This is a genomic window from Albidovulum marisflavi (assembly GCF_025751435.1).
In the GTDB taxonomy this organism is placed as follows: Bacteria; Pseudomonadota; Alphaproteobacteria; order Rhodobacterales; family Rhodobacteraceae; genus Albidovulum; species Albidovulum marisflavi.
Genome location: NZ_JAOWKY010000001.1, coordinates 1,592,496 through 1,618,221 on the forward strand (window position 1 = coordinate 1,592,496; position 25,726 = coordinate 1,618,221).

General features: G+C 62.8%; 29 protein-coding genes. 26 read left to right on the forward strand and 3 right to left on the reverse strand.

Going from position 1 to position 25,726, the window contains the following annotated elements:
• Nucleotides 1-122: 122 nt before the first annotated feature.
• A complete protein-coding gene (locus OEW28_RS07750; protein ID WP_263734126.1) occupies nt 123-944 on the reverse strand; it encodes a cytochrome b in 822 nt (273 codons plus the stop codon).
• A gap of 123 nt (nt 945-1,067) precedes the next feature.
• Here OEW28_RS07750 and fabD point away from each other — a divergent pair, with 123 nt between their 5' ends.
• From fabD to cysE, 26 genes are all read left to right on the forward strand, one after another.
• Nucleotides 1,068-1,997, forward strand: a complete 930-nt coding sequence (gene fabD, locus OEW28_RS07755) for an ACP S-malonyltransferase (RefSeq protein WP_263734127.1) — start codon at nt 1,068-1,070, stop codon at nt 1,995-1,997.
• Nucleotides 1,998-2,054: 57 nt separating this feature from the next.
• Nucleotides 2,055-2,792, forward strand: coding sequence for a 3-oxoacyl-ACP reductase FabG (gene fabG / locus OEW28_RS07760; protein ID WP_263734128.1), 738 nt, complete (start codon nt 2,055-2,057; stop codon nt 2,790-2,792).
• A 179-nt stretch (nt 2,793-2,971) separates the two neighbouring features.
• Complete coding sequence (locus OEW28_RS07765; protein WP_261494656.1) at nt 2,972-3,205, forward strand: acyl carrier protein; 234 nt, start codon at nt 2,972-2,974, stop codon at nt 3,203-3,205.
• Nucleotides 3,206-3,545: 340 nt separating this feature from the next.
• Nucleotides 3,546-4,289, forward strand: coding sequence for a 1-(5-phosphoribosyl)-5-[(5-phosphoribosylamino)methylideneamino]imidazole-4-carboxamide isomerase (locus OEW28_RS07770; RefSeq protein ID WP_263734129.1), 744 nt, complete (start codon nt 3,546-3,548; stop codon nt 4,287-4,289).
• Between the two features lie 99 nt (nt 4,290-4,388).
• Nucleotides 4,389-5,651 (forward strand): beta-ketoacyl-ACP synthase II, encoded by a 1,263-nt coding sequence (gene fabF, locus OEW28_RS07775; RefSeq protein ID WP_263734130.1) that lies wholly within the window; start codon nt 4,389-4,391, stop codon nt 5,649-5,651.
• Nucleotides 5,651-6,808 carry an endolytic transglycosylase MltG gene (gene mltG / locus OEW28_RS07780; protein WP_263734131.1) on the forward strand — a complete coding sequence of 386 codons (1,158 nt, stop codon included), beginning with the start codon at nt 5,651-5,653 and terminating at the stop codon, nt 6,806-6,808. Before fabF ends, mltG begins: the two co-directional genes overlap by 1 nt.
• A 107-nt stretch (nt 6,809-6,915) precedes the next feature.
• Complete coding sequence (locus tag OEW28_RS18930) at nt 6,916-7,113, forward strand: GFA family protein (RefSeq protein ID WP_459542695.1); 198 nt, start codon at nt 6,916-6,918, stop codon at nt 7,111-7,113.
• A 172-nt stretch (nt 7,114-7,285) separates the two neighbouring features.
• Entirely contained in the window at nt 7,286-7,561 is a 276-nt protein-coding gene (locus tag OEW28_RS07785; protein WP_263734132.1) for a hypothetical protein, read from the forward strand.
• On the forward strand, nt 7,512-8,852 hold the full coding sequence (locus tag OEW28_RS07790) for a DNA-packaging protein (RefSeq protein ID WP_263734133.1): 1,341 nt from the start codon (nt 7,512-7,514) through the stop codon (nt 8,850-8,852). The genes OEW28_RS07785 and OEW28_RS07790 overlap by 50 nt, the downstream gene beginning before the upstream one ends.
• 102 nt (nt 8,853-8,954) lie before the next feature.
• Nucleotides 8,955-10,127 carry a phage portal protein gene (locus OEW28_RS07795; protein WP_263734134.1) on the forward strand — a complete coding sequence of 391 codons (1,173 nt, stop codon included), beginning with the start codon at nt 8,955-8,957 and terminating at the stop codon, nt 10,125-10,127.
• 1 nt (nt 10,128) lies between these two features.
• Entirely contained in the window at nt 10,129-10,362 is a 234-nt protein-coding gene (locus OEW28_RS07800) for a GTA head formation protein, RCAP_rcc01685 family (protein ID WP_263734135.1), read from the forward strand.
• A gap of 12 nt (nt 10,363-10,374) precedes the next feature.
• Complete coding sequence (locus OEW28_RS07805) at nt 10,375-10,929, forward strand: HK97 family phage prohead protease (RefSeq protein ID WP_263734136.1); 555 nt, start codon at nt 10,375-10,377, stop codon at nt 10,927-10,929.
• Nucleotides 10,930-10,962: 33 nt separating this feature from the next.
• The gene (locus OEW28_RS07810) at nt 10,963-12,171 is read left to right on the forward strand and encodes a phage major capsid protein (RefSeq protein WP_263734137.1); all 1,209 of its coding nucleotides are present in this window, start codon (nt 10,963-10,965) and stop codon (nt 12,169-12,171) included.
• A gap of 153 nt (nt 12,172-12,324) precedes the next feature.
• Nucleotides 12,325-12,921, forward strand: coding sequence for a head-tail connector protein (locus OEW28_RS07815; RefSeq protein ID WP_263734138.1), 597 nt, complete (start codon nt 12,325-12,327; stop codon nt 12,919-12,921).
• Entirely contained in the window at nt 12,918-13,256 is a 339-nt protein-coding gene (locus OEW28_RS07820; protein ID WP_263734139.1) for a head-tail adaptor protein, read from the forward strand. The genes OEW28_RS07815 and OEW28_RS07820 overlap by 4 nt, the downstream gene beginning before the upstream one ends.
• Nucleotides 13,253-13,681, forward strand: coding sequence for a DUF3168 domain-containing protein (locus OEW28_RS07825; RefSeq protein WP_263734140.1), 429 nt, complete (start codon nt 13,253-13,255; stop codon nt 13,679-13,681). The genes OEW28_RS07820 and OEW28_RS07825 overlap by 4 nt, the downstream gene beginning before the upstream one ends.
• A 53-nt stretch (nt 13,682-13,734) precedes the next feature.
• On the forward strand, nt 13,735-14,157 hold the full coding sequence (locus tag OEW28_RS07830) for a phage major tail protein, TP901-1 family (protein WP_263734141.1): 423 nt from the start codon (nt 13,735-13,737) through the stop codon (nt 14,155-14,157).
• The gene (locus OEW28_RS07835; protein ID WP_263734142.1) at nt 14,157-14,474 is read left to right on the forward strand and encodes a gene transfer agent family protein; all 318 of its coding nucleotides are present in this window, start codon (nt 14,157-14,159) and stop codon (nt 14,472-14,474) included. Before OEW28_RS07830 ends, OEW28_RS07835 begins: the two co-directional genes overlap by 1 nt.
• Entirely contained in the window at nt 14,474-14,665 is a 192-nt protein-coding gene (locus tag OEW28_RS07840; RefSeq protein WP_263734143.1) for a rcc01693 family protein, read from the forward strand. Before OEW28_RS07835 ends, OEW28_RS07840 begins: the two co-directional genes overlap by 1 nt.
• A 4-nt stretch (nt 14,666-14,669) precedes the next feature.
• Entirely contained in the window at nt 14,670-15,332 is a 663-nt protein-coding gene (locus OEW28_RS07845) for a phage tail tape measure protein (RefSeq protein ID WP_263734144.1), read from the forward strand.
• A 9-nt stretch (nt 15,333-15,341) separates the two neighbouring features.
• Entirely contained in the window at nt 15,342-15,974 is a 633-nt protein-coding gene (locus OEW28_RS07850; RefSeq protein ID WP_263734145.1) for a DUF2460 domain-containing protein, read from the forward strand.
• A gap of 17 nt (nt 15,975-15,991) precedes the next feature.
• Nucleotides 15,992-16,861 carry a DUF2163 domain-containing protein gene (locus tag OEW28_RS07855; protein WP_263734146.1) on the forward strand — a complete coding sequence of 290 codons (870 nt, stop codon included), beginning with the start codon at nt 15,992-15,994 and terminating at the stop codon, nt 16,859-16,861.
• The gene (locus tag OEW28_RS07860) at nt 16,858-17,280 is read left to right on the forward strand and encodes an NlpC/P60 family protein (RefSeq protein WP_263734147.1); all 423 of its coding nucleotides are present in this window, start codon (nt 16,858-16,860) and stop codon (nt 17,278-17,280) included. The genes OEW28_RS07855 and OEW28_RS07860 overlap by 4 nt, the downstream gene beginning before the upstream one ends.
• Nucleotides 17,281-17,291: 11 nt before the next feature.
• Entirely contained in the window at nt 17,292-21,191 is a 3,900-nt protein-coding gene (locus OEW28_RS07865; RefSeq protein ID WP_263734148.1) for a baseplate multidomain protein megatron, read from the forward strand.
• Nucleotides 21,184-21,894 carry a DUF2793 domain-containing protein gene (locus OEW28_RS07870; protein WP_263734149.1) on the forward strand — a complete coding sequence of 237 codons (711 nt, stop codon included), beginning with the start codon at nt 21,184-21,186 and terminating at the stop codon, nt 21,892-21,894. The genes OEW28_RS07865 and OEW28_RS07870 overlap by 8 nt, the downstream gene beginning before the upstream one ends.
• Before the next feature lie 146 nt (nt 21,895-22,040).
• Entirely contained in the window at nt 22,041-22,850 is an 810-nt protein-coding gene (gene cysE, locus OEW28_RS07875) for a serine O-acetyltransferase (protein ID WP_263734150.1), read from the forward strand.
• Nucleotides 22,851-23,044: 194 nt separating this feature from the next.
• Here the strand turns inward: cysE and OEW28_RS07880 are convergent, their stop codons facing one another.
• Both OEW28_RS07880 and OEW28_RS07885 read right to left on the reverse strand, forming a co-directional pair.
• Nucleotides 23,045-24,340, reverse strand: a complete 1,296-nt coding sequence (locus OEW28_RS07880) for a pyruvate dehydrogenase complex dihydrolipoamide acetyltransferase (RefSeq protein ID WP_263734151.1) — start codon at nt 24,338-24,340, stop codon at nt 23,045-23,047.
• Nucleotides 24,341-24,352: 12 nt separating this feature from the next.
• On the reverse strand, nt 24,353-25,717 hold the full coding sequence (locus OEW28_RS07885) for a pyruvate dehydrogenase complex E1 component subunit beta (protein ID WP_263734152.1): 1,365 nt from the start codon (nt 25,715-25,717) through the stop codon (nt 24,353-24,355).
• Between the last annotated feature and the right edge of the window lie 9 nt (nt 25,718-25,726).

Below are 25,726 nucleotides of genomic sequence, written 5' to 3' on the forward strand. Positions count from 1 at the left end.
CGGCTTCATAGGCGGGCAAACCCTCCGCGGCCCGCCACGAGAGGCTACGCCGGTTTCGTGAAAGCGGAAGGATGCGGCCTTATAGAGGAACATGCGCGGGATGCAAGCGGCGCGTCGCAGGGTCAATCCGATGGCGGTCTTGGCATGTCGATCGTTTCTTGGTCTGTGTCCAGCGGAACTTCGGCATCCTGCCCGGCAGGGGAGGCCGCGGACAGGTCTGGTTCCGGCGCCGTCTGCAGCTCGGCGCCGCCCTGGAAGTCGACGAAAGGGTCGGGGATTGGTTCGGGTGCCTGGCGCAGGCCATAGGCAAGGACGGCCATCCACAGAAGGGCGGCGATGCCAAGCGGCACCATCGGAAAGCCTGCAGGCGGGGCGTAGGGGCCGGCGCCGGTCGTGATCCGCGCAAGGGTGGCGTCCTGGTCCAGCACGGCGTGTCTCGCGGCGCCAATGATGTGCAGGGCGACCGCCGCGGCCAGCGTCCAGCCCGCGTAGAGATGCACGGTCTGGAAGATCAGCGAAAGCCGCTCGTCGGCCGGGACGCCGGGCAGCGACTGGCCGAACGGCCACAGGATCGGCGCGAAGCCCGGTGCGGAGGCGTGACGCAGCCAGCCCGATAGCGGCAAAAGGATCATCCCTCCCCACATGACAAGCTGCGTGGTTCGCGCCAGGAAGACTTCGGCCCGTCGCTCGGGGTGCAGGGGGCCCGGGTCCCTTGTGACGAGCCTTGCGATCATGTGCAAAAGGATCACGGCCAAGGCCGCGATGCCGAGGGTCTTGTGGAGGGAAAAGGCGGAAAAGATTCTTGCCACCTCTGCGTCGGTCGTGGCGGGCAGAGCGATCATGGTCACACCACGCAACGCGGCCGCGCCGATCAGGATCGCCGTGAGCCAGTGAAAGATCCGGATCACGGGGCCGTACCCGTGCTGGCCATGGTAGCGTGGCATCCAGACACCTCCTGCGTCGGGGCATGATGGCGACGGCGGCGGCTTTTGCCTAGCCCCGGGGCGCATTGCGCGGCGCGCGCGCGCGCGCTATGCGGGTATGAAACGGCGAATGAGGGGGACCAGATGACGCGTGCGTTCGTTTTTCCGGGGCAGGGAGCACAGGTGACGGGCATGGGCAAGGCACTGGCCGATGCCTATCCTGCCGCAAAGGCAGTGTTCGACGAGGTCGATGAGGCCCTCGGTGAAAAGCTTTCGGCCCTGATCTGGGAAGGGTCGCAGGAGGATCTGACGCTGACGCAGAACGCGCAGCCCGCGCTGATGGCGACATCGATCGCGGCGATGCGCGCGCTTGAGGCCGAGGGGATCGACGTGACCTCTGCGGCGTTCGTGGCGGGGCATTCGCTTGGAGAATACTCTGCGCTTTGCGCGGCGCGCGCGCTGAGCCTTGCGGATACCGCACGTCTGCTGCGGCTGCGCGGCAAGGCCATGCAGGAGGCCGTGCCCGTCGGCGTCGGCGCAATGGCTGCCCTTCTGGGGCTTGATTTCGATGCGGCCGCCAGCGTGGCCGCGGAGGCGGCCCAGGGAGAGGTCTGTCAGGCCGCGAACGACAACGACCCCGCGCAGGTCGTGGTCTCGGGCCACAAGGCCGCGGTCGAACGCGCAGTCGAGATCGCGAAGGCGAAGGGGGCGAAGCGGGCGCTGCTTCTGCCGGTCAGCGCGCCGTTCCATTGCGCGCTGATGGAACCCGCCGCCAAGGTCATGGCAGAGGCGCTGGACGATGTGACGATCAATGAACCCGCGGTGCCGCTGGTCGCGAACGTGCGCGCGATTGCGGTGACCGATCCCGAGCTGATCCGCAGCCTGCTGGTCGAGCAGGTCACGGGGTCCGTCCGCTGGCGGGAGTCTGTTCAGTGGATGGCGAGGCAGGGCGTGAACTCATTCTGGGAAGTCGGTGCCGGAAAGGCGCTGTCGGGCATGATCCGCCGGATCGCCAAGGAAGCGGAGACGCGCGCGATCGGGACGCCAGAAGACGTGGCCGCGGCAAGGGGATAAGCTCCGCGCGCGCGATGCGGGCAGTGGGGATCTGGGATTAGAGGAATAGAGGGCGACATGTTCGATCTGACAGGAAAATCGGCGCTGGTAACGGGCGCATCGGGTGGCATCGGCGGAGCGATCGCGCGGGCGCTGCATGGCGCGGGCGCGACCGTCACGCTGTCGGGCACGCGGCTTGAGCCGCTTCAGGCGCTGGCCGATGAACTTGGAGAGCGGGCGCACGTGCTGACCTGCAACCTGGCTGATGCCGCAGCGGTCGAGGCGCTGCCCAAGCAGGCCGTCGAGGCGATGGGATCGGTCGATATCCTCGTGAACAACGCCGGCATCACGCGTGACAACCTTTTCATGCGGATGTCGGACGAGGAATGGCGCGACGTTATCGAGGTCAATCTCACCTCGACCTTCCGGCTGTGCCGCGGTGTGCTGCGCGGCATGATGAAGGCGCGCTGGGGCCGTATCGTCAACATTTCGTCTGTCGTGGGCGCTACCGGCAACCCCGGGCAGGGCAACTACGCGGCCGCCAAGGCGGGCATGGTCGGCATGTCGAAAAGCCTGGCCTACGAGGTTGCGAGCAGGGGAATCACCGTCAACTGCGTCGCACCCGGTTTCATCACCACGGCAATGACCGACAAGCTGAACGACGACCAGAAGGGCAAGATCCTTCAGCAGGTTCCCGCAGGGCGCATGGGAGATGCGGACGAGATCGGTGCGGCAGTGCTTTACCTTGCCAGTCCAGAGGCGGGATATGTCACGGGCACGACACTGCACGTCAATGGCGGCATGGCGATGATCTGAGCCGCACCATGGCGCGGTTGCGAAAGCGTTTGCCTCGTGCAAAGACTATGCTATAGGCGGCGCAGATTTGCCGGGGAGGCCAAGCTTTTACCGGCGGCTTTGTATTATGCAGGGCCAGAACCGCTCTGAACGAGCAAGGAAGCAAGGGCGGGGCAGTCCCGCGAAAATGAGGATTTGACATGAGCGACATCGCTGATCGCGTGAAGAAGATCGTCGTCGAGCACCTGGGCGTGGACGAGGACAAGGTGACCGAGAATGCGTCGTTCATCGACGATCTGGGCGCTGACAGCCTTGACACCGTGGAACTGGTCATGGCGTTCGAGGAAGAGTTCGGCATCGAGATCCCCGATGACGCGGCCGAGACGATCCAGACCTTCGGCGATGCGGTGAAGTTCATCTCTGAAGCCGCCTGATCGTCTTCGAAACAGTCTTTCTAGCGGCGCCCCACGGGGCGCCGTTTTTCTTTTGGCCAGAGCCTTCGATCACCGAGGTCCGGGCCATGGCGCATTCTGGTCGCCACAAATGGATGTTGCCGCAAGCCGATGCCTGCAGGGGGATTCCGGATCTCGCAGGCGGCTGGAGGCCGCGAAGGCAGGTCCTGTTTTCAAGGACCTAGCATTGCAGCGACAATCTGCGCGCCAAGCAAATGCATTTGAGACTTTGGCGGGTTTCCTGTTAGGCTTGTCTTCAAGGAGCTCCAGGTCGCCATGGATGATCCGTGGCCGGCTCAGGGAAAACACCAAGGAGGGCCCTATGATAATCTATCCGACGATCGAATTGCAGAACGGGCGCTGTGTGAGTCTTCCCAGGGGAAACATGTCCGAGGCGGCGATCTGGCATGTGGATCCTGTCGAGAAGGCACAGGAGTTCGCCCATGCAGGCGCCGAGTGGATGCATGTCACTGATTTCGACGCGGTTGCAGGCGACTCGCAGAACCGTGACCTCGTACTCCGGATCATCCGCGAGGCTGGCATCCCCGTGCAGCTGGGCGGCGGGTTTCGCTCGCGCGATCGGATCGAGGAATGGATCGACCTGGGCGCCGGGCGCATCGTCGTGGGCACGCTTGCGGCCCAGAACCCCCACCTGGTCAAGGAGCTGGCAAACCGGCATGTGGATCAGATCGTTCTGGCCGTTGATGTCTGGCAGGGGCAGGTGATGGTCGAGGGCTGGAAAGCGCAAAGCGCCTATACGGCCGAGGGTTTCATCAACGCGTTTGCGGATACGCCCTTTGCGGGAATCATCGTCACCGACATCGCGGCGGATATCGAGGGTGCGGATGCGGCCTTGGGCATGATCGAGGGCATCGCGCGTTCGACCCGCGTGCCGGTGATCGCCAGCGGAATCGTGCGGACGCTTGACGACATCTCTCGGCTTAAGCTGCTTGGAGACGTCTCTGGCGCGATCGTCGGGCGGGCGCTGTTCAACCGGACAGTTGACCTTGCCGAAGCGCTGGTCGAGGCGCGGCCCACGCGGCAACAGGCCGCGGAATTCATTTGAGTGTCAGCTGGTTGGTGCCGGTTGGGGTGACGGGCCTTGCCCGTCCCTTCCAATGCCGTGTATCTAACCGCTGAAGCACGGCAAGAACGAGGACGGGCGATGCGGCGGGTAGTTGTCACAGGTCTTGGGATGGTCACGCCGCTGGCGTGCGGGGTCGAGGAGACGTGGAAGCGGCTTCTGGCCGGTCAGTCGGGCGCGGGACCAATCACGCGGTTCGACACGTCGAACGTGATCACGACCTATGCCTGCGAAATTCCCTTTGGCGATGGCAGCGACGGCACCTTCAACCCCGATCAGTGGATGGAGGCGAAGGACCGCCGCAAAGTCGATGACTTCATCCTTTATGGCATGGCCGCCGCGCAGATGGCGGTCGAGGACTCCGGCTGGCGCCCCGAGGACGAAGAAAGCCGCTTGCGCACCGGCGTCATGATCGGCTCGGGCATTGGCGGTCTGACTTCGATCGCTGAAACGGCGGTGCTGATCAAGGACAAGGGGCCCAAGCGCGTATCGCCCTTCTTCATCCCCGGGGCTCTCATCAACCTGGTGTCGGGCCAGGTATCGATCCGCTTCGGCTTCAAGGGGCCGAACCATGCGGTCGTGACAGCCTGTTCGACAGGTGCGCACGCGATCGGTGACGCGGCGCGTCTGATCCAGTGGGGCGATGCGGACGTGATGGTGGCCGGCGGTGCCGAAAGCCCGATCAGCGAGATCGGCATTGCGGGCTTCAATGCCTGCAAGGCGCTGTCCACCAAGCGGGCGGACGACCCGACGAAGGCAAGCCGCCCCTACGACAGCGACCGCGATGGTTTCGTCATGGGCGAGGGCGCCGGTGTCGTCGTGCTTGAGGAGTACGAACACGCCAAGGCGCGGGGCGCCAAGATCTATTGCGAAGTCTTGGGTTACGGCATGTCCGGCGACGCCTATCACATCACCGCCCCTTCCGAGGACGGAGACGGCGCCTATCGCTGCATGTCAGCGGCGCTGAAACGCGCCGGCCTGCAGCCGTCCGACATCGATTACATCAACGCGCATGGCACTTCGACCATGGCGGACACGATCGAGCTGGGCGCGGTCGAACGCCTGATGGGAAACCACGCGGCCGACGCCACGATGTCGTCGACCAAGTCGTCGATCGGGCACCTTCTGGGCGCAGCGGGCGCGGTCGAAGCGATCTTCTGCGTGCTGGCGCTGCGTGATCAGGTGGCGCCGCCGACGATCAACCTGGAAAACCCGGCTGTCACGCCGAAGCTTGACCTCGCGGCAAATGGGGCGGTCAAGCGCAAGATCGACGTGGCGCTGTCCAACAGCTTCGGTTTCGGCGGCACCAATGCCTCGCTGGTTCTGGGGCGGGTCAAGGACTGATGTGGCGCAACATCGCCTCCAACTTCCTTTCCGTTGCCGTCGTCCTGATGGTTGTCGCGGCCGGCGTTCTGGCTTGGTCTCAACGCCAGTATGTCGGCGAGGGGCCGCTGGGGCAGGCCATCTGCTTCAAGGTGCCTTCTGGCGCCAAACTGTGGCAGGTGGCCGAAGGGCTTGAGGAGAAGGGGGCCGTCACGTCGGCCTACATCTTCAAGGTAGGTGCCGATTACGAGGGGCGCGCGTCGGGACTGAAGGCCGGATCGTACCTGATCCAGCCGGGCGACTCGATGCAGGAGATCGTGGCGATTGTCGCGGGCAGCGGGCGTTCCACCTGCGGGACAGAGATCAACTATCGCATCGGCGTCGCGTCCTCCGACATCGTCGTGCGGGAACTGGACGCGGTGGCCAATCGCTATGTTGAAAAGGTAAAGTTCGACCCGGCGCAAGAAGCAGCCCCGCAGGATTATGTCGAGATCGCCGAGGATGCCGACACGCGCATCCGCGTCACCCTGGCGGAAGGCGTGACCAGCTGGCAGGTGGTCGAGGCTCTGAAGCGCGCGGAATTCCTGACGGGCGCAGCGGGCGAAGTCCCGGACGAAGGCTATCTGAAGCCCGACAGCTATGAGATCAAGCGCGGATCGGACAGGGCTGACCTTCTGGCCGAGATGGAGTCGCGCCAGCGTGCCGCGATTGATCGTCTGTGGGCCGAACGAGCCGATGATCTGCCCTATGACACACCTGAAGAGGCTTTGGTCATGGCCTCGATCGTGGAAAAGGAAACCGGGGTGCCCGAAGAGCGCCCCGTGGTCGCAAGCGTCTTTGTGAACCGGCTGCGGCAGGGCATGCGTCTGCAGACGGACCCGACCGTGATCTATGGGCTGACGGAAGGCAAGGGTGTGCTGGGGCGGGGAATCCGTCAAAGCGAATTGAGGAAGGAAACGCCCTACAACACCTATGTCATCGAGGGCTTGCCGCCGACACCGATCGCCAACCCGGGTGAGGACAGCATCCACGCGGCCTTGAACCCTGCGCAGACCGACTACCTTTTCTTCGTCGCCGACGGAACGGGCGGGCATGTGTTCGCCGAGACCCTGGACGAGCACAACCGCAATGTCGCCAAGTGGCGGGCGATCGAGGCCCAGAAGGGCGACGGCGGCTGAGACCGACTCCCACCTCTGCGATTCGCTGAAATCGCGCTGTTTTCGTGCTGTTGGGCGAAGAACCGGGGTCTGACCCGGCACGGGCAGCAACAGGGGGACGCGAGATCATGGCGACATCTGGAAAGTGTTTTTGCGGTGCAGTCGAACTTGAGGTTGAGGGCGATCCGCTGGCCATGGCGTATTGCCACTGCGAGTCTTGCCGATCGTGGTCGGCGGGACCCGTCAGGCGTGACAGGGCGCCCGAAGTTAAAAGGAAGTTAACGGGGCGACCTGTAACCATCTGTATTAAAACGAATTTCACTTGACTTCCCGAGCGGTCCAAAGTATACCTTCGGGCATGCTAGAAGAAGTGGGCGAGCGGCGGCGGGGTGACACCCCGGAGCCGCTTTTTCGTTTCGCTCGTGCGGACAGGCATGAGAGGCGGACCAAGACCTGATGACATTGAGGTTCACGGCGGAAGAGCCGGCTGCGCAATCGATGATCGCGCAGACGCAGATGCTGTTCGCGACGACGGTGACCGAGCTCGAAGCTCTGATCCGGCGCATGAACAGCGGTGAGTGGGATGGCAAGGGGGCCAGCGTTGCGTCGGATTTGCGCAAGGCCCTGACGCTGTTTCTGGAGGAGAACAACCGGATTGCAAAACTCAGCAAAGAGCAGGCAGGCGTCGTTCACGACTACGCGCTCGACTTCGACGCCGCACGAAATGAGATCGGCCGCCGCTTGGCTCGCCTGCGCGACGCCGGAAGTGGTTGATGAGTTCATGGCAGGATTGAGCGAGGGCGCGCTGATGTCGTTGCCCTGGCTGTTCGAGTTCTGGGCGCTGCCGCATCAGCTTGCGCCGGACGGGGCCTGGAAGACATGGGTGATCATGGGGGGGCGCGGCGCTGGCAAGACGCGTGCAGGCGCGGAATGGGTGCGGGCCGAGGTCGAGGGGTCGTGTCCCTTGGACCCCGGTCGGGCGAAGCGCGTAGCACTGGTCGGCGAAACGGTCGAGCAGGTGCGCGAGGTGATGATCTTTGGCGACAGCGGGATCATGGCCTGTTCCCCGCCAGATCGCAGACCCGTCTGGGAAGCGACGCGAAAGCGTCTGGTCTGGCCGAACGGGGCGGTTGCGCAGGTCTTTTCCGCTTATGAGCCGGAGACATTGCGGGGACCGCAGTTCGACGCGGCCTGGGTCGATGAGCTCGCGAAGTGGAAGCGGGCGGAAGAAGCTTGGGACATGCTTCAGTTCGCCCTTCGGCTCGGTGATCATCCACGCCAGGTGGTCACGACGACCCCGAGGAACGTGGGTGTTCTGAAAGCCATTCTGAACAATCCCACGACGGTCATTACACATGCGCCCACCGAAGCGAACAAGGCGCATCTTGCGGGTTCTTTCCTGGCAGAGGTGCAGGTACGATATGCGGGAACGCGCCTGGGGCGGCAGGAACTGGAGGGAGAGCTTCTGGAGGATGTCGAAGGCGCGCTGTGGACCACCAGGATGATCGAGGCCGGTCGCAGCGACCCGCCGGCGCGATTTTCCCGCATCGTTGTGGCCGTAGACCCCGCGGTGTCGGGGAAGACCGGCGCCGACGAATGCGGGATCGTGGTTGCAGGAGCCTTGACCGATGGCGCGCCGGAAACCTGGCGCGCCTGGGTTCTGGAAGATGCCAGCGTGTCGGGATCACCCCTGGAGTGGGCCACGGCGGCGGTGGAGGCGTTTCGCAGGCACGGGGCAGACCGGCTGGTGGCCGAAGTGAACCAGGGTGGCAAGCTGGTTGAAAGCGTGGTCCGTCAGGTCGATCCGCTGATCCCCTATCGCGGGGTGTCGGCTATCGCGGGCAAGGCTGCGCGCGCCGAACCGGTAGCGGCGCTTTACGAACAGGGACGGGTGCATCACGTTCGCGGCCTTGGACGGCTTGAAGATCAGATGTGCCGGATGACGGTGGCGGGGTATGAGGGGCGGGGAAGCCCCGATCGCGTCGATGCGTTGGTTTGGGCACTGACAGAGTTGCTGCTTGAACCCGCTTCGCGTTGGCAGCGGCCGCAGGTCCGCAGCCTTTAAGCCCGGTGCAACCAGGGTGCGCCGCAGGCGTTGGTCGGACGTTCCTCCGGTGCTCCAAGCACCGGAACGGGGCGGGGCCGCATCATCAGACAGGAGTAAGGGATGGCGTGGAATATTTTTCGACGCGGGAACGAGGCCGTGCCGGAGCGCAAGGCGTCGGCCACGGGGCGCGTGGTTGCATGGGGAACCGCAGGGCGCGTGGCCTGGAGTCCGCGGGATACTGTCAGCCTGACCCGCACCGGATTTTCCGGGAACCCAGTCGGGTTTCGCGCGGTCAAGTTGATCGCCGAGGCGGCCGCCGCGCTGCCCTTGATCTGCCAAGACAGGGAACGACGCTACGAGGCGCATCCGGTGGTCGACCTGATGCAGCGTCCAAACCCCGGACAAGGACGCGCGGAGCTTTTCGAGGCTCTCTATGGCCAGCTGCTGCTGAGCGGGAACGGCTATCTGGAAGCCGTGGGGCCGGGCGGTCTGCCCAAGGAACTCCATGTGCTGCGGTCTGACCGAATGTCGGTCGTGCCGGGTGCGGATGGTTGGCCCGTCGCCTATGAGTATGCGGTGGGCGCGCGCAAGCACCGCTTTGACATGTCCGGGCCTGTCGACCCTGTCTGCCATATCCGCAGCTTTCACCCGCAAGACGACCATTATGGCCTGTCGCCGCTTCAGGCGGCGGCGGTGGCCATCGACGTTCACAACAGCGCGTCGGCCTGGTCCAAGTCGCTGCTCGACAATGCCGCAAGGCCTTCGGGTGCTATCGTATACCGTGGTGTCGATGGGCAGGGGAGCCTTTCGGCAGATCAGTATGACCGCCTGTTAAGCGAGATGGAAGCACATCATCAAGGCGCGCGCAATGCCGGGCGGCCGATGCTGCTGGAGGGCGGGCTTGACTGGAAGCCGATGGGGTTCAGCCCCTCGGACATGGAGTTCCAGAAGACGAAAGAGGCGGCCGCACGCGAGATCGCTGTGGCCTTCGGCGTGCCCCCCATGCTTCTGGGCATCCCTGGGGATGCGACCTATGCCAACTACCAGGAGGCGAACCGCGCGTTCTACCGTTTGACGGTGCTGCCGCTGGCCACGCGCGTGGCGGCGGCGGTCGGATACTGGCTGTCCACACATCTGGACGAACCGGTGCAGCTGCGACCGGATCTGGATCAGGTGCCCGCGCTGGCCTCTGAACGCGATCAGCAATGGAAACGCGTCGGAGAGGCCGATTTCCTGACACAGGCGGAGAAACGCGCAATCCTGGGGCTGCCGCCGCTGGCCGAGGGCCGCTGAGGTGGCGGCGGGGTCGCGCTATCTGAAGGAGCCGTTCGAATGCACCCACGAGCATCGCTTTGAGACGACCGAACGGATCATGGCATTGCAGTTCGAGACGGTCGAAAGACGGTTGGAACGGATCGAGGCGATGATCGAGGGCGTGGAGAAGCGGTTGTGGATGACCGTCTTCGGAGTCGTCGGGGTCATCCTGAGCCAGGCGGCTCAGTCGGTTCTGGAATTCGGAACGAAATAGGAAAGCCACAAGATGACGATGGATTACGGGCTGGAGACGAAGTTCTGCCGGCTGGGAGGAGATGTCGCGCTTACCGACGGCTGCCGGATCGAGGGCTATGCCTCGCTGTTCGGGGTGGCGGATCAGGGGGGCGACATCGTTCAAATCGGCGCCTATCGCCGCTCGCTTGTCCGGCTGAAAGAGGAGGGGCGCGCGGTCAAGATGCTCTGGCAGCATGATCCCGCCCAACCGATCGGGGTCTGGGACGAGATCACCGAGGATGCGCGCGGCCTGAAGGTCAAAGGCCGCATCCTGACCGAAGTCCAGAAGGGGCGCGAGGCGGCGGCCCTGCTTGCGGCAGGGGCGATCGATGGGCTTTCGATAGGCTACCGCGCGATTACGGTCGAACGTGACGCCAAGGGTCAGCGGCTTCTTCGTGAAGTGGAGCTGTGGGAGGTGTCTCTGGTCACCTTTCCGATGCTGCCCGAGGCGCGGGTCGCCGCCAAAGGGGATGCCCCGTCTGATATGGCCCTGCGCGATATGGCCGCAGCGCTTGAGCAGGCGCGCCGGACGCTGGCGGGCCAATGACCACCTAAACCAACCCTGACGTGAGGTGACGGGATGAGGAAGACCGAGACGAAGGCTCGGGCCGGAGAGGGCGTTCCCGACGCTCCGGCCGAGGCCGTGAAAGCCGCGCTGCAGGGGTTTCTGCACGAATTCAAGGGCTTTCAGGACAACGTGAAATCGAAGCTGCAACAACAGGAAGAGCGACTGACCATGCTGGACCGCAAATCTTACGCCGCCGGAAATTCCCTCGGGCGCCCGGCGCTTTCCACCGCCGTCGATCTTGACGCCCCGCACAAGAAGGCCTTCGCCGTCTACCTGCGGTCTGGTGACGATGATGCGCTGCGCGGCCTTGCGCTGGAAGGCAAGGCCTTGAACACGCAGGTGAATGCGGAGGGCGGGTTCTTGGTCGATCCCGAGACCTCTGACCGCATTCGCGGGGTGCTGAAGTCGATGGCTTCGATCCGGTCCATCGCCAATGTGGTCAACGTCGAGGCCTCAAGCTTCGACGTGCTGGTCGATCACACCGATTTGGGGTCCGGCTGGGCGACGGAAACGGCCGTGCTGTCGGAAAGCGGGACGCCGCAGATCGATCGCATCTCGATCCCGCTGCACGAACTGGCGGCGATGCCGAAAGCCAGCCAGCGGCTTCTGGATGACAGCGCCTTCGACATCGAAGGGTGGCTGGCGGGCCGGATCGCGGACAAGTTCGCCCGCGCCGAGGCGCAGGCGTTTGTTTCGGGTGACGGCGTGGACAAGCCCAAGGGCTTCCTGACCCATAGCGCCGTCGATGACGTGGTCTGGGCCTGGGGGGCGCTGGGTTACGTTCCGACCGGCGCGGCGGGCGACTTTGCCGCGACCAACGCATCGGACGCCATCGTCGATCTCGTCTACGCGCTCAACGCGGAATACCGGGCGAACGCGACCTTCGTCATGAACTCGAAGACCGCGGGTGCCGTGCGCAAGATGAAGGATGCGGACGGGCGGTTCCTGTGGTCCGACGGGCTTCAGGCCGGGGAGCCTGCGCGCCTGATGGGTTACCCCGTGCTGATCGCCGAAGACATGCCGGACATTTCGGCCGACGCCTATGCCATCGCTTTCGGTGATTTTCACAATGGCTACACCATCGCGGAACGTCCCGACATGCGGGTGCTTCGCGACCCCTTCTCGGCCAAGCCGCATGTGCTGTTCTATGCCTCCAAGCGCGTCGGCGGCGACGTGAGCGACTTTGCAGCGATCAAGCTGCTGAAATTCGCGGTGTCGTAAGGCACCCGCGGGTGGACCGGACAGTCCTGTCCGGTCCGGATGGGCGCGGGGAGTCCCGGCCGGTGTCGTCTAGCTGCTCCCTCCGTCCGAGCGGCACCGGATCGCCTCGCGCCCTTTCCTCGGGAAGAGGGTCAGACTTTCGGAGTGTTCCCAATGACGCTGATCGAGTTGAACCCGGTCGCGAAAGCCGCGCTGCCGGTGCAGGCTTTCAAGGACCATCTGAGGCTCGGCACCGGGTTTGCCGATGACGGAGCAGAGGACGCGCTCGCGGAAAGCTACCTGCGCGCAGCGCTTGCCGCCATCGAAATGCGGACCGGGAAGGCGATCCTTGCGCGCGATTTCAGGCTGGAGATCGTGGATTGGCGCGATGACTGGGTGCACGCCCTGCCTATCGCGCCGGTCCTGGCGATCGGCTCGGTCACACTACGGGACGCGGCCGGGGCAGCAGAGACGGTCGATCCCGCGCGCTATGCGTTGGAGCGCGACCCGCACCGGCCAAAACTGAAAGGGGCGGGTGGATACCTTCCAGCAATTCCGGCGGGCGGCACGGTTGAGGTGGCTTTCACGGCGGGGTTCGGGGCAGCCTGGGCCGACGTGCCGCCCGATCTGGCGCAAGCCGTGTTCCTTCTGGCGGCGGAGTATCACGAGCACAGACACGAAGCGGGCAAGGCCGCTTCCATGTCCTTCGGAATAGCCGCCCTGATCGAGCGCTGGCGCAACGTGCGCGTTCTTGGTGGGGGGGCGGCATGAGAAATGTGCAGCTGAACCGGCGGTTGGTGCTTGAGGAAGCTGCGCGCGAGCCTGATGGCGCGGGTGGCTATGAAACCAGCTGGCAGGAAAAGGGCGTCCTGTGGGCGGCGATCGACGTGGTTTCTGGCAGGGAACGGGCAGGTGAGTTCGTGACCGTTTCGACCGTTAGCTACCGCATCACGGTAAGGGCCGCGCCCTTTGGTACCGCCCGCCGTCCCAAGCCGGAACAGCGTTTGCGTGAGGGCACAAGGGTGTTCCGGATCACAGCCGTCGCCGAAGATGGCCCTGGGGGGCGCTACCTGACCTGTTTTGCGCTCGAGGAGGTCCTCTCATGAGCTACGGCATGGCGGCGTCTCTTCAAGCGGCGATTTACCAGCGGCTGACTGGCGACAGTGTGCTTTCCGCGCTGGTGTCGGGGGCCATTTACGATGCCGCCCCACCGGGGATCGTGGCGGGGACCTATGTTTCGTTGGGACCCGAAGACGTGCGCGACGCCTCGGACCAATCAGGCTCGGGCGCGTATCACGAGTTCGTTGTTTCGGTCGTGACCGATGCGGCCGGATTTCAAACAGCGAAAGAGGTCGCTGCGGCTGTCTCGGATGCGCTGGTTGGTGCGCCGCTGGCGCTGGCGCGTGGCAGGCTGGTGGGACTCTGGTTCATGCGCGCCCGAGCGCGCCGCGTCGAGGAAGCGGACGTTCGGCGGATCGACCTGACGTTCAGGGCACGGGTCGAGGATGGGCCGGAGCTTTCCACGGCCTGAGCGCGAGAACACGGGGCGTAGAAGCCCCTATCATCATTTTTCGGAGACCGAACATGGCGGCACAGAACGGCAAGGACCTGCTCATCAAGCTTGACCAGACGGGGGGCGGGCAGTTCGAAACCATCGCGGGGCTCAGGGCGACGCGGATCAGCTTCAACGCTGAGACGGTCGACATCACGAGTCTGGACAGCCAGGGTGGTTGGCGGGAGCTGCTGGGGGGCGCCGGGGTGCGCTCGGCCTCAGTTTCCGGATCCGGCGTGTTTCTGGACAGCAACACTGACGAGCGCGCTCGTCAGCTTTTCTTTGGCGGTACCGTCGGCGTCTTTCAGGTGATCATTCCGGATTTCGGTGTGGTCGAAGGTCCGTTCCAGATCACGTCGATCGAGTATGCAGGCAGCTACAACGGAGAGGCCACATACGAGCTTTCGTTGGCCTCGGCGGGCGCCCTGACCTTCACGCCGGTGGTGGCGGTCTGATGGCAAATCCATGGGCTGGAGAGGTTGCCATCGTTCTGGATGGCGAGCGTCGTGTCGCCAAGTTGACGCTTGGCGCGCTGGCAGAGCTTGAATCGGCGCTAGGCGAGGGGTCGCTGGTCGAACTGGCCGAGCGGTTCGAGACAGGCCGATTTTCGGCGCGCGATGTCCTTTTGCTGGTCGTTGCCGGGCTGCGCGGTGGCGGTTGGCATGGAACGGCAGAGGACCTGATCGTCTCCGAGATCGCCGGAGGCCCCATGGCGGCGGCGCGTGCGGCGGCTGAACTGCTTGCACGCGCTTTCACGACCCCGGGGGCTTGATGCGGAAATTTGACTGGCCCGCGCTGCTGAAGGTGGGGGTTGTCCACTTGCGGCTGAAGCCGAAGGAGTTCTGGCGGCTGACGCCGGCGGAACTGGTGTTGATGCTGGGCGGTCCCGGATCGGTGAAGCCCATGGATCGGACGCGGCTGGACGAGCTGATCTCTGCCTGGCCGGACAAGACGGAAGGATAAGGAAATGCCGATAACGGACGGGTTGGACGGCCTTGAGGCGCAGGCCGCGACGCTGGAGCAATCCTTGGGCGGCGCGCGCATCATGGCGGCCGCCTTTGATGCAGAGCTGCTGCGCATGCGGGACAGCATGATCTTCACGGGGCGCGAGGTGAACTCTCTGTCGCGCAGTATAGGTAGCGGACTGCGCAGCGCGTTCGACGGTCTGATCTTCGACGGCGTCAAATTTTCCGACGCGTTGAGAGACGTCGCGCAATCGATGGTGGACGCTGTCTACAACATCGCGATGGCCCCTGTTCAAAACGCGCTGGGCGGTGCGATTGCGAACGGGCTCAATGCCGCTTTGGGGGGCATGTTCGCCTTCGAGAAAGGCGGCAGTTTTGCGCAAGGCCGCGTCATGCCCTTCGCCCGCGGTGGCATCGTAAGTTCGCCGACCATGTTCGCGATGCGCGGCGCAACCGGTCTGATGGGCGAGGCCGGGCCAGAGGCGATCATGCCGCTTGCGCGCGGTGCGGACGGACGGCTGGGGGTGCAAAGCTCTGGCGGCGGTCGACCTGTCAGCGTGACCATCAACGTCAGCACGCCAGACGTACAGGGATTTTCCAGGAGCCAGAGCCAGATCGCCGCGCAAATGGCGCGCGCTCTGGCGCGTGGCGAGCGTAACAGGTGAGGACGAAGGATGGCCTTTCATGAGGTTCGATTTCCCGTAAAGCTGAGCTTCGGCTCGCTCGGCGGGCCAGAGCGGCGCACCGAGATCGTGACGCTGGCCAACGGTTTCGAGGAAAGAAATACCCCTTGGGCCGAGACACGCCGTCGCTATGACGCGGGCGTCAGCTTGCGCAGCCTTGATGACATCGCAGAGTTGATCGCCTTTTTCGAAGCGCGCCAAGGGCAGTTGCATGCCTTCCGTTGGAAAGACTGGGCGGACTACAAATCCTGCTCGCCATCGTCCGCGCATGCATTCGCCGACCAAGTGATCGGATCGGGTGATGGCGTGCGAAGCGAATTCCAACTGATCAAGACCTATACCTCAGGCGGTCACTCACAGGTGCGACGCATCGCGAAACCTGTCGCCGGGACAGTGTGCGTCGGACTTCAAGGGGACGAGCTTGCCGAGGGTGTTCACTTCTCGGTCGATCCGGGGACGGGAATGATCAACTTCGCCTCGCCACCTTCGGTCGGAGAAACCGTGACGGCGGGGTACGAGTTCGATGTACCCGTTCGGTTCGATGCCGACGCGATCCAGGTGTCGGTCGCCTCCTTCCAGGCGGGCGAAGTCCCCAATGTGCCGGTTGTAGAGGTGCGATTGTGAGCGGGTTTGGCGAAGCAATGTCTGCCCATCTGGCGACAGGAGCGACGACGATCGCAAGGGCGTTTGCCGTCACGCGTCGAGACGGGATGGTCCTTGGTTTCACCGATCACGACCGCATCTTGCGGTTCGAAGATATCGAGTTCCACGCCGATACCGGTCTGACTGCCAAGGCCATTCAATCCGGAACGGGGCTTGCGGTAGACAACTCAGAGGCTTTCGGCGCGCTGAGCTCAGACGCAATCACGGAAACCGACATTCTGGCCGGTCGATATGACGGCGCCGAGGTCAAGGCTTGGCTGGTCAACTGGATGGACCCGGCGCAGAGGGCGCTGATCTTTCGCGGCTCTCTAGGCGAAATTTCTCGTAAAGGCGGCGCGTTCACCGCGGAACTGCGCGGCTTGTCTGAGGCGCTTAACCAGCCGCAGGGACGTATTTACCACGCGCGATGCTCGACCGTTTTGGGCAGCGCCGCCTGCGGATTTGACACGCGGCTTCCGGGGTACAGCGCCGAGCTGCCCGTTGAATTCATCGAGGACGGACGGATCTTTCATTTTTCTGCCTTTGCCGGGTTCGACGATCGCTGGTTTGAGAAAGGGCGCCTGACCGTTCTGAATGGTGAGGCCAAGGGTTTGATCGGCGTCGTCAAGAACGACCGCGCAAGAGGCACTGGCCGCGAACTGGAGCTTTGGCAATCCGTTGGCATTGCGCCCAGGCAGGGAGACACTGTCCGGATCGAAGCCGGGTGCGATAAACGCGCGGAAACATGCAGGCTGAAGTTTTCGAATATCGTTAACTTTCAGGGGTTTCCGGACATCCCAGGCGACGATTGGCTGGTCAACTATCCGTCTGCCGGCGCGGTGCATGATGGCGGGAGTCTGCGGCGATGACGGCGAATGGACTTTTGGCGGTAGAGATTGCCCGTGACTGGATAGGTACGCCGTATCGGCACCAGGCTTCATGCCAAGGCGCGGGATGCGACTGCCTTGGGCTTTTGCGTGGAGTGTGGCGCGAGCTGTACGGAGCCGAGCCTGAGCACGTGCCAGCCTACACGCTAGATTGGTCGGAGCCCGAAGGAAAAGAGCGATTGTGGGCTGCCGCCAGCCGGCATCTTGTGCCCTGTCACGAAGAAGCCGGTGCCGGGCAGGTGCTGCTGTTCCGGATGCGCGAAGGTTCGGTCGCAAAGCACCTTGGGATTTCTTCGAGTCAGAGAAGTTTCATCCACGCGTATTCGGGGCACGGAGTTGTCGAGAGCGCGCTGACCGCCCCTTGGCTCCGCCGTGTCGTGGCAAGGTTCGATTTTCCTTAAGGAGGGCTCCAATGGCCACCATTCTACTGTCGGCCGCGGGCGCCTTTGCCGGAGCAGGCTTCGGAGGAAGCATCCTTGGCTTGTCCGGGGCAGTGATCGGGCGGGCGATCGGAGCTTCGGTGGGCCGCATGATCGATCAGCGGTTACTGGGATCGGGTTCTCGTGCGGTCGAAACCGGAAGGATTGACCGGTTTCGTCTGACAGGTGCCAGCGAGGGCGCACCGGTGGGCCTTGTCTGGGGGCGGATGCGAGTCTCGGGGCAGGTGATCTGGGCCACGCGCTTCCGGGAACAAGTGACCACCTCGGGCGGAGGCAAGGGCGCGCCGACAAGTCCCAGAGTTTCGGAATACGCATACTCGGTAAGTCTGGCAGTGGCGCTGTGCGAGGGCGAGATTTCCCGCGTCGGCCGTGTGTGGGCCGACGGGGTCGAGATATCGCCGGAAGATGTGATCATGCGGGTCTACACGGGCGCTCGCGACCAGATGCCAGACCCGAAGATCGAGGCGGTGGAAGGGATGGGTAACGTACCTGCCTACAGGGGCATCGCCTACGTGGTTTTCGAGGACTTGGACGTGACGCGCTTCGGAAACCGGGTGCCGCAGCTTTCGTTCGAGGTTTTCCGTGCCGCACAGGGGCAGGGAGCGCGGGCCGCGTCTGATCTTCATGAGGGCGTTCGGGGTGTCGTGCTTATTCCAGGAACTGGCGAGTATGCACTTGCGACGACGCCGGTTCACTACAACGAAGGGCTTGGCCGGAATGTTTCGGCCAACGTCCATTCGCCATCAGGGGGAACCGACTTTTCGGCATCGCTTCGGGCTCTGCGAGAGGAGCTTCCAAATTGCGGGTCCGTTTCGTTGCTTGTGTCTTGGTTTGGCAGCGATCTTCGCTGCGCAAGTTGCGAAGTGAAGCCGAAGGTTGAGGATCCGCTGCGCGAGGGGCAGGGGATGACCTGGCGCGCGGGAGGCATATCGCTCGGCGCCGCGGAAGCTGTGGCACGCAGGGACGGCCGACCCGTTTATGGGGGTACACCAGCCGACGACTCTGTCATCGAGGCGATCACGGCGATCCGGGTTGGTGGACAATCCGTGATGTTCTGTCCTTTCCTTCTGATGGAGCAGATTGAAGGCAATGGTCTTTCCGACCCTTGGAGCGACGCTTCGGAACAACCTGTTCTGCCCTGGCGCGGCCGGATCACCTTGTCCGTTGCTCCGGGTAGGCTGGGATCGCCTGACCGGTCGGCGGGTGCAGACAGTGAAGTCGCAGCGTTTTTCGGGACTGCGAGAGTGTCCGATTTCGCGGTAAGCGGCACAACCGTAAGTTACCATGGGCCCGCAGAGTGGTCGTATCGCCGGTTCATTTTGCACTACGCGCATCTTTGCGCAGCGGCAGGAGGCGTTGAAGGCTTTCTGGTCGGCTCAGAGCTGCGAGGGCTTACGCGAATAAGGGGGGAGGAGGACGCCTTTGTCGCAGTCGAAGCGCTGCGTCAGTTGGTAGCGGATGTCCGGTCGATCCTGGGGGCCGATACCAAGATCAGCTACGCAGCCGACTGGTCAGAGTACAATTGCTATCAAGACCCGTCCGGCGATCTGCTTTACCCGCTTGATAAGCTCTGGGCCGATCCGAACGTGGATTTCGTGGGGGTCGACAACTACCTGCCGTTGTCGGACTGGCGTGAGGGACAGGAACATGCGGACGCGGCCTGGGGATCGATATACGATCTGGACTACCTGCAGTCGAATATCGAGGGTGGAGAGTACTACGATTGGTACTACGCCAATGCAGCCCATCGCGCGGCGCAAATTCGAACCTCGATCAAAGATGACGCGTACGGAGAGCCGTGGGTCTGGCGGGTGAAGGATTTCCGTGCCTGGTGGGACAATCAGCATTATGAGCGCATTGCCGGGGTGCGAAAGACTGTGCCAACCCCTTGGGTGCCGCAATCCAAGCCCATTCGCTTTGCCGAATTTGGATGTGCCGCGATAGACCGCGGTACGAATGAGCCGAACAAGTTCCTAGACCCCAAATCTACCGAAAGCGCATTGCCCTACGGTTCCAACGGGAGGCGAGACGACCTTATTCAGATGCAATACCTGCGTGCGGTGTTGGCATACTGGGGGGATCCCGCACGAAACCCGGTATCGACCGTTTTCGGCGGGCAGATGATCGACATGGATCATGCTTATGTTTGGTCATGGGACGCACGGCCCTTTCCGTTTTTTCCCGGAAATGCAGCTTTGTGGTCGGATGCGGAAAACTATGTGCGCGGGCACTGGCTAAATGGCCGTGCGCTATCGCAACCGCTGGCAGCCGTGGTTGCAGAGATATGCGACCGTTCGGGGCTTTGGGACATCGACGTGTCGCGTTTGCACGGTCTCGTTCGTGGCTATTCGGTGGCAGTCGTTGGGACAGGGCGGGCAGCGCTGCAGCCCCTGATGCTGGGCTACGGATTCGAGGCGGCAGAACGAGATGGCGTGCTTTCTTTCCGAACGCGGGATGGGCGGGCCAATCGAGACCTTGCGGCGCATGAGCTTGCAGTGACGGAGGAGATGGATGGTTGGTTCGAAACCGATCGTGCCCCTGAGGCTGAAATATCTGGTCGCGTACGCCTGAACTTCGTCGAAGCGGACGGCAACTATGAAGCACGTACGGTCGAAGCTATCTTTCCTGATGAAGACACCAAGACGGTTTCCCAATCCGAGTTGAATCTTTCCCTGACGCGCAGCGAGGGGCAGCGGATCGTCGAGCGCTGGTTGACCGAAGCACGCATTGCACGCGACGGCGCACGTTTTGCCCTACCGCCGTCGATGGGCGACCTTGCTGCAGGCGATGTCGTGTCGTTCCAAGATCGACTGTATCGCATCGACCAGATCGAGCGTTCCGGTGCGCTGAAGATTGAAGCGGTTCGCGTAGAGGGCGCAGCGTTCGAGCCCTCGGACGAAGCAGAAGAGACCGTGGCTTCACGTCCGTTTTCCCCACCGCTGCCCGTTGTCGCCCTGTTTCTAGACCTGCCGCTTCTCCACGGCGACCAGGTTGCCCACGCCCCTTATGTCGCCGCGACATCAGAGCCGTGGCCAGGCAGCGTTGCGCTTTATGGCTCGGATTCCGATGCGGGCTACATGCTTGATCAGGTGATGACCAAGCCCGCGGTGATAGGGCAGACCCTGACTTTGCTCAGGCGGTCGGAGGCAGGGGTATGGGATCGGGGAGATGCCCTGAGGGTCAAGGTCAGCGGAGGAGCACTGAGTTCCGTAGATCCGGAGCGGGTGTTGAACGGCGCAAACATGATGGCGATCGGGGACGGAAGCCCGGCAAACTGGGAGGTCTTCCAGTTCGCTGAGGCGCAGTTGGTTGGCCCGGAAACCTATGACCTGAGACTGCGACTTCGATCTCAGGCGGGCACAGACGCCGTGACTCCGGAAATCTGGCCGGCAGGCAGCTATGTCGTACTTCTTGATGGAACACCCAAACAGGTCGCCCTGCCGATCGAGGCACGAGATTTGGTGCGCCACTATCGTGTGGGACCTGCCATGCGTGGTTGTGAGGATCCATCATATCAACACTTTACCGAGGCCTTTCAGGGGGCTGGTCTTCGCCCATATTCTCCATGTCACCTTCGCGGTGCATGGGTGGGTGACCAACTTTCCATAAGTTGGGTTCGCCGAACCCGGCTAGGCGGCGATAGCTGGAGCGGGATTGAAGTGCCGCTGGGAGAGAGCCAGGAAGCGTACCTCGTGCGGGTTCTTCAAGGTACCTCGATACGCCGGGAGGTGACGGTGGCGCAGCCCAACTGGATCTACAGCGCCGAGATGATCCGTTCTGATGCGGTCGCTGCTCCGTTTGAAATCCATGTCGCACAACTGTCCGATGCCTTCGGGGCGGGCGCATTCACAAGGATGATCATCGATGCATGAAACAGCCCAGTTGGGATTGCCTCTCGTTCAGGCGTCGCAGGCACAAAAGCACGTGACGGTCAACGAGGCATTAATGCGGCTCGACGGGCTGGTACAGCTCACGCTGCAATCAAACAGTCAGACCATGCCCCCGCTAGCCGTTCTGAACGGCGCCTGCTACGGCGTGCCTGCAGGTGCGGTCAATGAGTGGAGCGGGCAAGATGGCAATGTCGCCATCGGTTCGAATAGCGGATGGGTCTTTGCCGCGCCGGCGCGCGGCTGGCGCGCCTACATTGCCGACGTGGGCCAATCAGCAATACACGATGGTTCGGTATGGAGAGGTGGTCAGATAACGCTATCGCCTCACAATGCAGGACTATCGGCAAGCGTTGCCGAGATCGATCACGATGTGATCTCGGGGCCGGTTTCGACGACGGTCGCCATCATCCCTTCCAATGCCATGGTCATTGGTGTCACGGCGCGTGTCATCCGTGAGATTACGGGCACTCTGTCGAGTTGGGAGTTGGGAAATCCTGGTGCAGCAGGACGCTTCGGATCTGGTCTCGGACTCGCGGCAGGCTCTTATGCGAGAGGATTGCTTGGACAGCCGACGGCTTTCTACTCACCGACAGCCATGCAACTGGACGCTTCAGGCGGCGATTTTGCCGATGGAGCCGTCAGGATCGCGGTTCACTATCTGACTCTTGGCCTTCCGGACTTGTGATCCAAGCCAGTACGCGAGTTTTCGCGGTTGAGAGCCGGCGCTCAGGCGCTGGCCCGCCGACGCTGGCTTGAAAGCTTAGCCGTGTCACTACAGGTTTCGCCGTGCTCGCCTATCTGATATACGAAAGCTAGCGCGGAGGTGTTCCCATGGCCCAGAGAAAGCCCAAAGTAGCATCGGTGGATCCGGTTTGGACGCATATTTGCGAAGAGGCGCGGGCGGCGGTTCGTGACGAGCCGCTGCTTGGAGGGTTGATACATTCCGGCGTCTTGCACCATCCGTCGATGGAACGTGCTCTGGCGTACAGATTTTCACTCAAGCTCGCCTCGGGTGAGATGAGCGAGCAGATTCTGCGTGAGATTGCGGATGAAGCATTGGCATCGGACCCTGAAATCGGCCAGTCGGCGCGCGCGGACTGCGTTGCGGTTTATGACCGAGATCCGGCCTGCCATCGTTTTCTGCAGCCGATTCTTTTCTTCAAGGGCTATCAGGCGGTTCAGGCTTATCGCATCGGCCATTGGCTGTGGATGACGGGGCGTCGTGATCTGGCCTACTTTGTCCAGATGCGTGTGAGCGAAGTCTTTGGGGTGGATATCCATCCCGGCGCGCGTATTGGCAAAGGCATCATGATTGACCACGCCCATTCAATCGTGATTGGGGAAACCGCAGTGGTAGGCGACAACGTCTCGATGCTTCATTCGGTGACGCTGGGCGGCACTGGCAAGGAAGATGGCGACCGCCACCCGAAGATCGGGAACGGGGTGCTGATTGGTGCGGGTGCCAAGGTCCTTGGGAATATCCATGTCGGCGATTGCTCTCGTATCGCCGCGGGATCGGTTGTGCTGCACGATGTTCCGAAATGCACGACAGTCGCCGGCGTTCCGGCCAAGGTGATCGGAGAAGCGGGTTGCGCACAACCGGCTTTGGCGATGGATCAGCTGATTGACGACGGCATATGATCCGGTCCAGGCGACATTCTGTCGGCGCGATGGCTCTTTAGTCAGGCTGCAGCCTGCTCAAGAGACGCGCTAAGGTCGTGATATCATGGCTAAAGTTCGGGGGCGAAGCGCCACTCTTGTGATCGCTACAATTGAACTGTTGGGCGAAAGTGGCCGGGGCAAAAATCCCCGGCCATTTTACTAGGCCCGTCTGATCAAGCGAGCATGGACAGCGGATTTTCCAGATTGTCTACGATTGCTTGAAGCAGCGTCGCGCCCAACGCGCCGTCAATAACGCGGTGATCGACGGACAGCGTCATCGACATGACCGTCGCCACCCCAAGCTCTCCGTCTGCCTTGACCACGGGCTTCTTGACGCCAGCGCCCACGGCCAGAATGGCGCCATGAGGTGGGTTGATGACGGCATCAAAATTCTCGATCCCGAACATTCCCAGATTCGAAATGGCAAAGCTCCCGCCTTGATACTCGTGGGGCGCGAGTTTCTTGGTCTTGGCGCGCGCCGCCAGGTCCTTCATTTCGGAAGAGAGAGCGGAGAGTGTCTTCTTTTCTGCGTCTTTTAGGACCGGTGTGAACAGGCCGCCTTCGACCGCCACGGCAACAGCGACGTCAGATGGTTTAAGCTTGAGAATTCGATCTCCTGCCCATACTGCGTTTGCATCAGGCGCGGCTTGCAGTGCGTTGGCGCAGGCCTTGATGATGAAATCATTAACCGACAGCTTTACTCCGCGGGCTTCGAGCTGCTTGTTCAACTGCGCCCGGAAACTCATCAGCGCATCAAGCCGAACCTCGCGGCGCAGATAGAAATGAGGGATCGTCTGCTTGGCTTCCGTCAGGCGCGCAGCGATCGTCTTGCGCATTCCATCAAGGGCGATCTCTGTATATTCCCGACCCTCGTAGAGTTTGGCGACGATGCTGGATGGCATGCCAGTTGGGGCCGCAACAGGTTGCGCCTGCGTTGCGGGCGCCTCTGCGATCGTCGGTGCCGCAGCCTTCGGCGTTTCTGATGCCGCCTCAACATCCGACTTGACGATCCGGCCATGCGGCCCGGATCCGGTCAAGGTGCTGATGTCTAGCCCTTTCTCCTTTGCAAGCCGCCGCGCAAGAGGCGACGCCATGACCCGGCTTCCGCTTGAGGCAGCAGAGACAGACGGCTGCGCCACAGCAGGAGCTGCCGAAGGTGCAGAAGTGGAGGCAGCTGGGGCAGGGGCGGGCTTTGCCGCTGGTGCGGCTGCGGTGTCCGGGCTTTCACCCTCTTCGACGAGGATCGCGATCGGCGTGTTCACTTTCACGCCCGATGTGCCCTCGGCGATCAGAATCTTGCCGACGATCCCCTCATCGACCGCTTCAAACTCCATCGTGGCCTTGTCGGTTTCTATTTCGGCCATGATGTCTCCGGAGGTGACGGTATCGCCCTCCTTCACCAGCCATTTCGCGAGCGTCCCCTCCTCCATCGTCGGAGACAGTGCGGGCATCAGGATTTCGGTTGCCATCGTCTCATCTCCTCAACGGTAGGTGACTTTCTTGACCGCCGATACGACCTCGTCAGAAGTCACCAGCGCCAGCTTTTCCAGATTTGCCGCATACGGCATCGGCACGTCCTTGCCAGTGCAGTTGACTACTGGCGCATCGAGCCAGTCGAACGCGCGCTCCATGATCACCGCGGAAAGGTGGTTGCCGACCGAGGCGACCGGCCAACCTTCTTCGACCGTCACGCAACGGTTCGTTTTCATCACGGATGCGATGACGGTGTCGTAGTCTATGGGGCGCAGTGTTCGTAGATCGATCACTTCGGCGCTGATTCCCTCGCTCGCCAGCTTTTCGGCGGCGTCAAGCGCGTGTGTCATCCCGATGCCGAACGACACGATCGTCACGTCCGACCCTTCGCGCCAGACCTTGGCCTTGCCGAACGGGATCGTGAAATCCTCCATATCCGGCACTTCGAAAGACCGGCCATACAGAATTTCATTCTCGAGGAAGATCACCGGGTTCGGATCGCGGATCGCGGTTTTCAGCAGCCCTTTCGCATCGGCCGCGGAATATGGTTGAACGACCTTCAGGCCGGGGATCTGAGCGTACCATGCCGCGTAGTCCTGGCTGTGCTGCGCCGCCACGCGGGCTGCGGCACCATTGGGGCCCCGGAAGACTATGGGGCAGCCCATCTGGCCACCCGACATGTAAAGCGTCTTGGCGGCAGAGTTGATGATGTGGTCAATCGCCTGCATTGCGAAGTTGAAAGTCATGAATTCCACGATCGGGCGCAGACCCGCCATGGCCGAACCCACTGCGATCCCGGCAAAGCCATGCTCGGTGATGGGGGTGTCGATCACGCGGTTCGAGCCGAACTGGTCAAGCAGACCCTGCGAAATCTTGTAGGCGCCCTGATACTCGCCCACCTCCTCGCCCATGAGATAGACATCTTCGTCGCGCGTCATCTCTTCGGCCATCGCCTCTCGCAGAGCCTCGCGAACGGTCATGGTCTTCATTGCGTTGCCTTCCGGCCAGTCGGGTGACCGGTCTGCGGCTGGCGCGGCAGGAGCCGCCGTTGCAGGCGCGGCCGATGCCGGTTTTTCAGGCGTGGCTGACGCCGTTTCCTGCACGGGCGTGGCAAGGTCCGAAACGCTTTCGCCTTCCTCGACCAGCACGGCGATGGGCGTATTCACCTTCACGCCCTCCGTCCCCTCGGCAATCAGGATCTTGCCGACGGTGCCTTCATCAACCGCCTCGAACTCCATCGTGGCCTTGTCGGTCTCGATCTCCGCGATGATCTGGCCGGAAGAGACGGTGTCGCCCTCCTTGACCAGCCACTTGGCGAGTTTTCCCTCCTCCATCGTCGGCGACAGGGCGGGCATCAGAATTTCGGTAGCCATGCGTCAGTC

Coding starts and splice junctions, on each gene's coding strand:
- OEW28_RS07750 (WP_263734126.1), bottom strand. CDS start 944: ATGCCACGCTACCATGGCCAGCACGGGTACGGCCCCGTGATCCGGATC.
- fabD (WP_263734127.1), top strand. CDS start 1,068: ATGACGCGTGCGTTCGTTTTTCCGGGGCAGGGAGCACAGGTGACGGGC.
- fabG (WP_263734128.1), top strand. CDS start 2,055: ATGTTCGATCTGACAGGAAAATCGGCGCTGGTAACGGGCGCATCGGGT.
- OEW28_RS07765 (WP_261494656.1), top strand. CDS start 2,972: ATGAGCGACATCGCTGATCGCGTGAAGAAGATCGTCGTCGAGCACCTG.
- OEW28_RS07770 (WP_263734129.1), top strand. CDS start 3,546: ATGATAATCTATCCGACGATCGAATTGCAGAACGGGCGCTGTGTGAGT.
- fabF (WP_263734130.1), top strand. CDS start 4,389: ATGCGGCGGGTAGTTGTCACAGGTCTTGGGATGGTCACGCCGCTGGCG.
- mltG (WP_263734131.1), top strand. CDS start 5,651: ATGTGGCGCAACATCGCCTCCAACTTCCTTTCCGTTGCCGTCGTCCTG.
- OEW28_RS18930 (WP_459542695.1), top strand. CDS start 6,916: ATGGCGACATCTGGAAAGTGTTTTTGCGGTGCAGTCGAACTTGAGGTT.
- OEW28_RS07785 (WP_263734132.1), top strand. CDS start 7,286: ATGATCGCGCAGACGCAGATGCTGTTCGCGACGACGGTGACCGAGCTC.
- OEW28_RS07790 (WP_263734133.1), top strand. CDS start 7,512: ATGAGATCGGCCGCCGCTTGGCTCGCCTGCGCGACGCCGGAAGTGGTT.
- OEW28_RS07795 (WP_263734134.1), top strand. CDS start 8,955: ATGGCGTGGAATATTTTTCGACGCGGGAACGAGGCCGTGCCGGAGCGC.
- OEW28_RS07805 (WP_263734136.1), top strand. CDS start 10,375: ATGACGATGGATTACGGGCTGGAGACGAAGTTCTGCCGGCTGGGAGGA.
- OEW28_RS07810 (WP_263734137.1), top strand. CDS start 10,963: ATGAGGAAGACCGAGACGAAGGCTCGGGCCGGAGAGGGCGTTCCCGAC.
- OEW28_RS07815 (WP_263734138.1), top strand. CDS start 12,325: ATGACGCTGATCGAGTTGAACCCGGTCGCGAAAGCCGCGCTGCCGGTG.
- OEW28_RS07820 (WP_263734139.1), top strand. CDS start 12,918: ATGAGAAATGTGCAGCTGAACCGGCGGTTGGTGCTTGAGGAAGCTGCG.
- OEW28_RS07825 (WP_263734140.1), top strand. CDS start 13,253: ATGAGCTACGGCATGGCGGCGTCTCTTCAAGCGGCGATTTACCAGCGG.
- OEW28_RS07830 (WP_263734141.1), top strand. CDS start 13,735: ATGGCGGCACAGAACGGCAAGGACCTGCTCATCAAGCTTGACCAGACG.
- OEW28_RS07835 (WP_263734142.1), top strand. CDS start 14,157: ATGGCAAATCCATGGGCTGGAGAGGTTGCCATCGTTCTGGATGGCGAG.
- OEW28_RS07840 (WP_263734143.1), top strand. CDS start 14,474: ATGCGGAAATTTGACTGGCCCGCGCTGCTGAAGGTGGGGGTTGTCCAC.
- OEW28_RS07845 (WP_263734144.1), top strand. CDS start 14,670: ATGCCGATAACGGACGGGTTGGACGGCCTTGAGGCGCAGGCCGCGACG.
- OEW28_RS07850 (WP_263734145.1), top strand. CDS start 15,342: ATGGCCTTTCATGAGGTTCGATTTCCCGTAAAGCTGAGCTTCGGCTCG.
- OEW28_RS07855 (WP_263734146.1), top strand. CDS start 15,992: ATGTCTGCCCATCTGGCGACAGGAGCGACGACGATCGCAAGGGCGTTT.
- OEW28_RS07860 (WP_263734147.1), top strand. CDS start 16,858: ATGACGGCGAATGGACTTTTGGCGGTAGAGATTGCCCGTGACTGGATA.
- OEW28_RS07865 (WP_263734148.1), top strand. CDS start 17,292: ATGGCCACCATTCTACTGTCGGCCGCGGGCGCCTTTGCCGGAGCAGGC.
- OEW28_RS07870 (WP_263734149.1), top strand. CDS start 21,184: ATGCATGAAACAGCCCAGTTGGGATTGCCTCTCGTTCAGGCGTCGCAG.
- cysE (WP_263734150.1), top strand. CDS start 22,041: ATGGCCCAGAGAAAGCCCAAAGTAGCATCGGTGGATCCGGTTTGGACG.
- OEW28_RS07880 (WP_263734151.1), bottom strand. CDS start 24,340: ATGGCAACCGAAATCCTGATGCCCGCACTGTCTCCGACGATGGAGGAG.
- OEW28_RS07885 (WP_263734152.1), bottom strand. CDS start 25,717: ATGGCTACCGAAATTCTGATGCCCGCCCTGTCGCCGACGATGGAGGAG.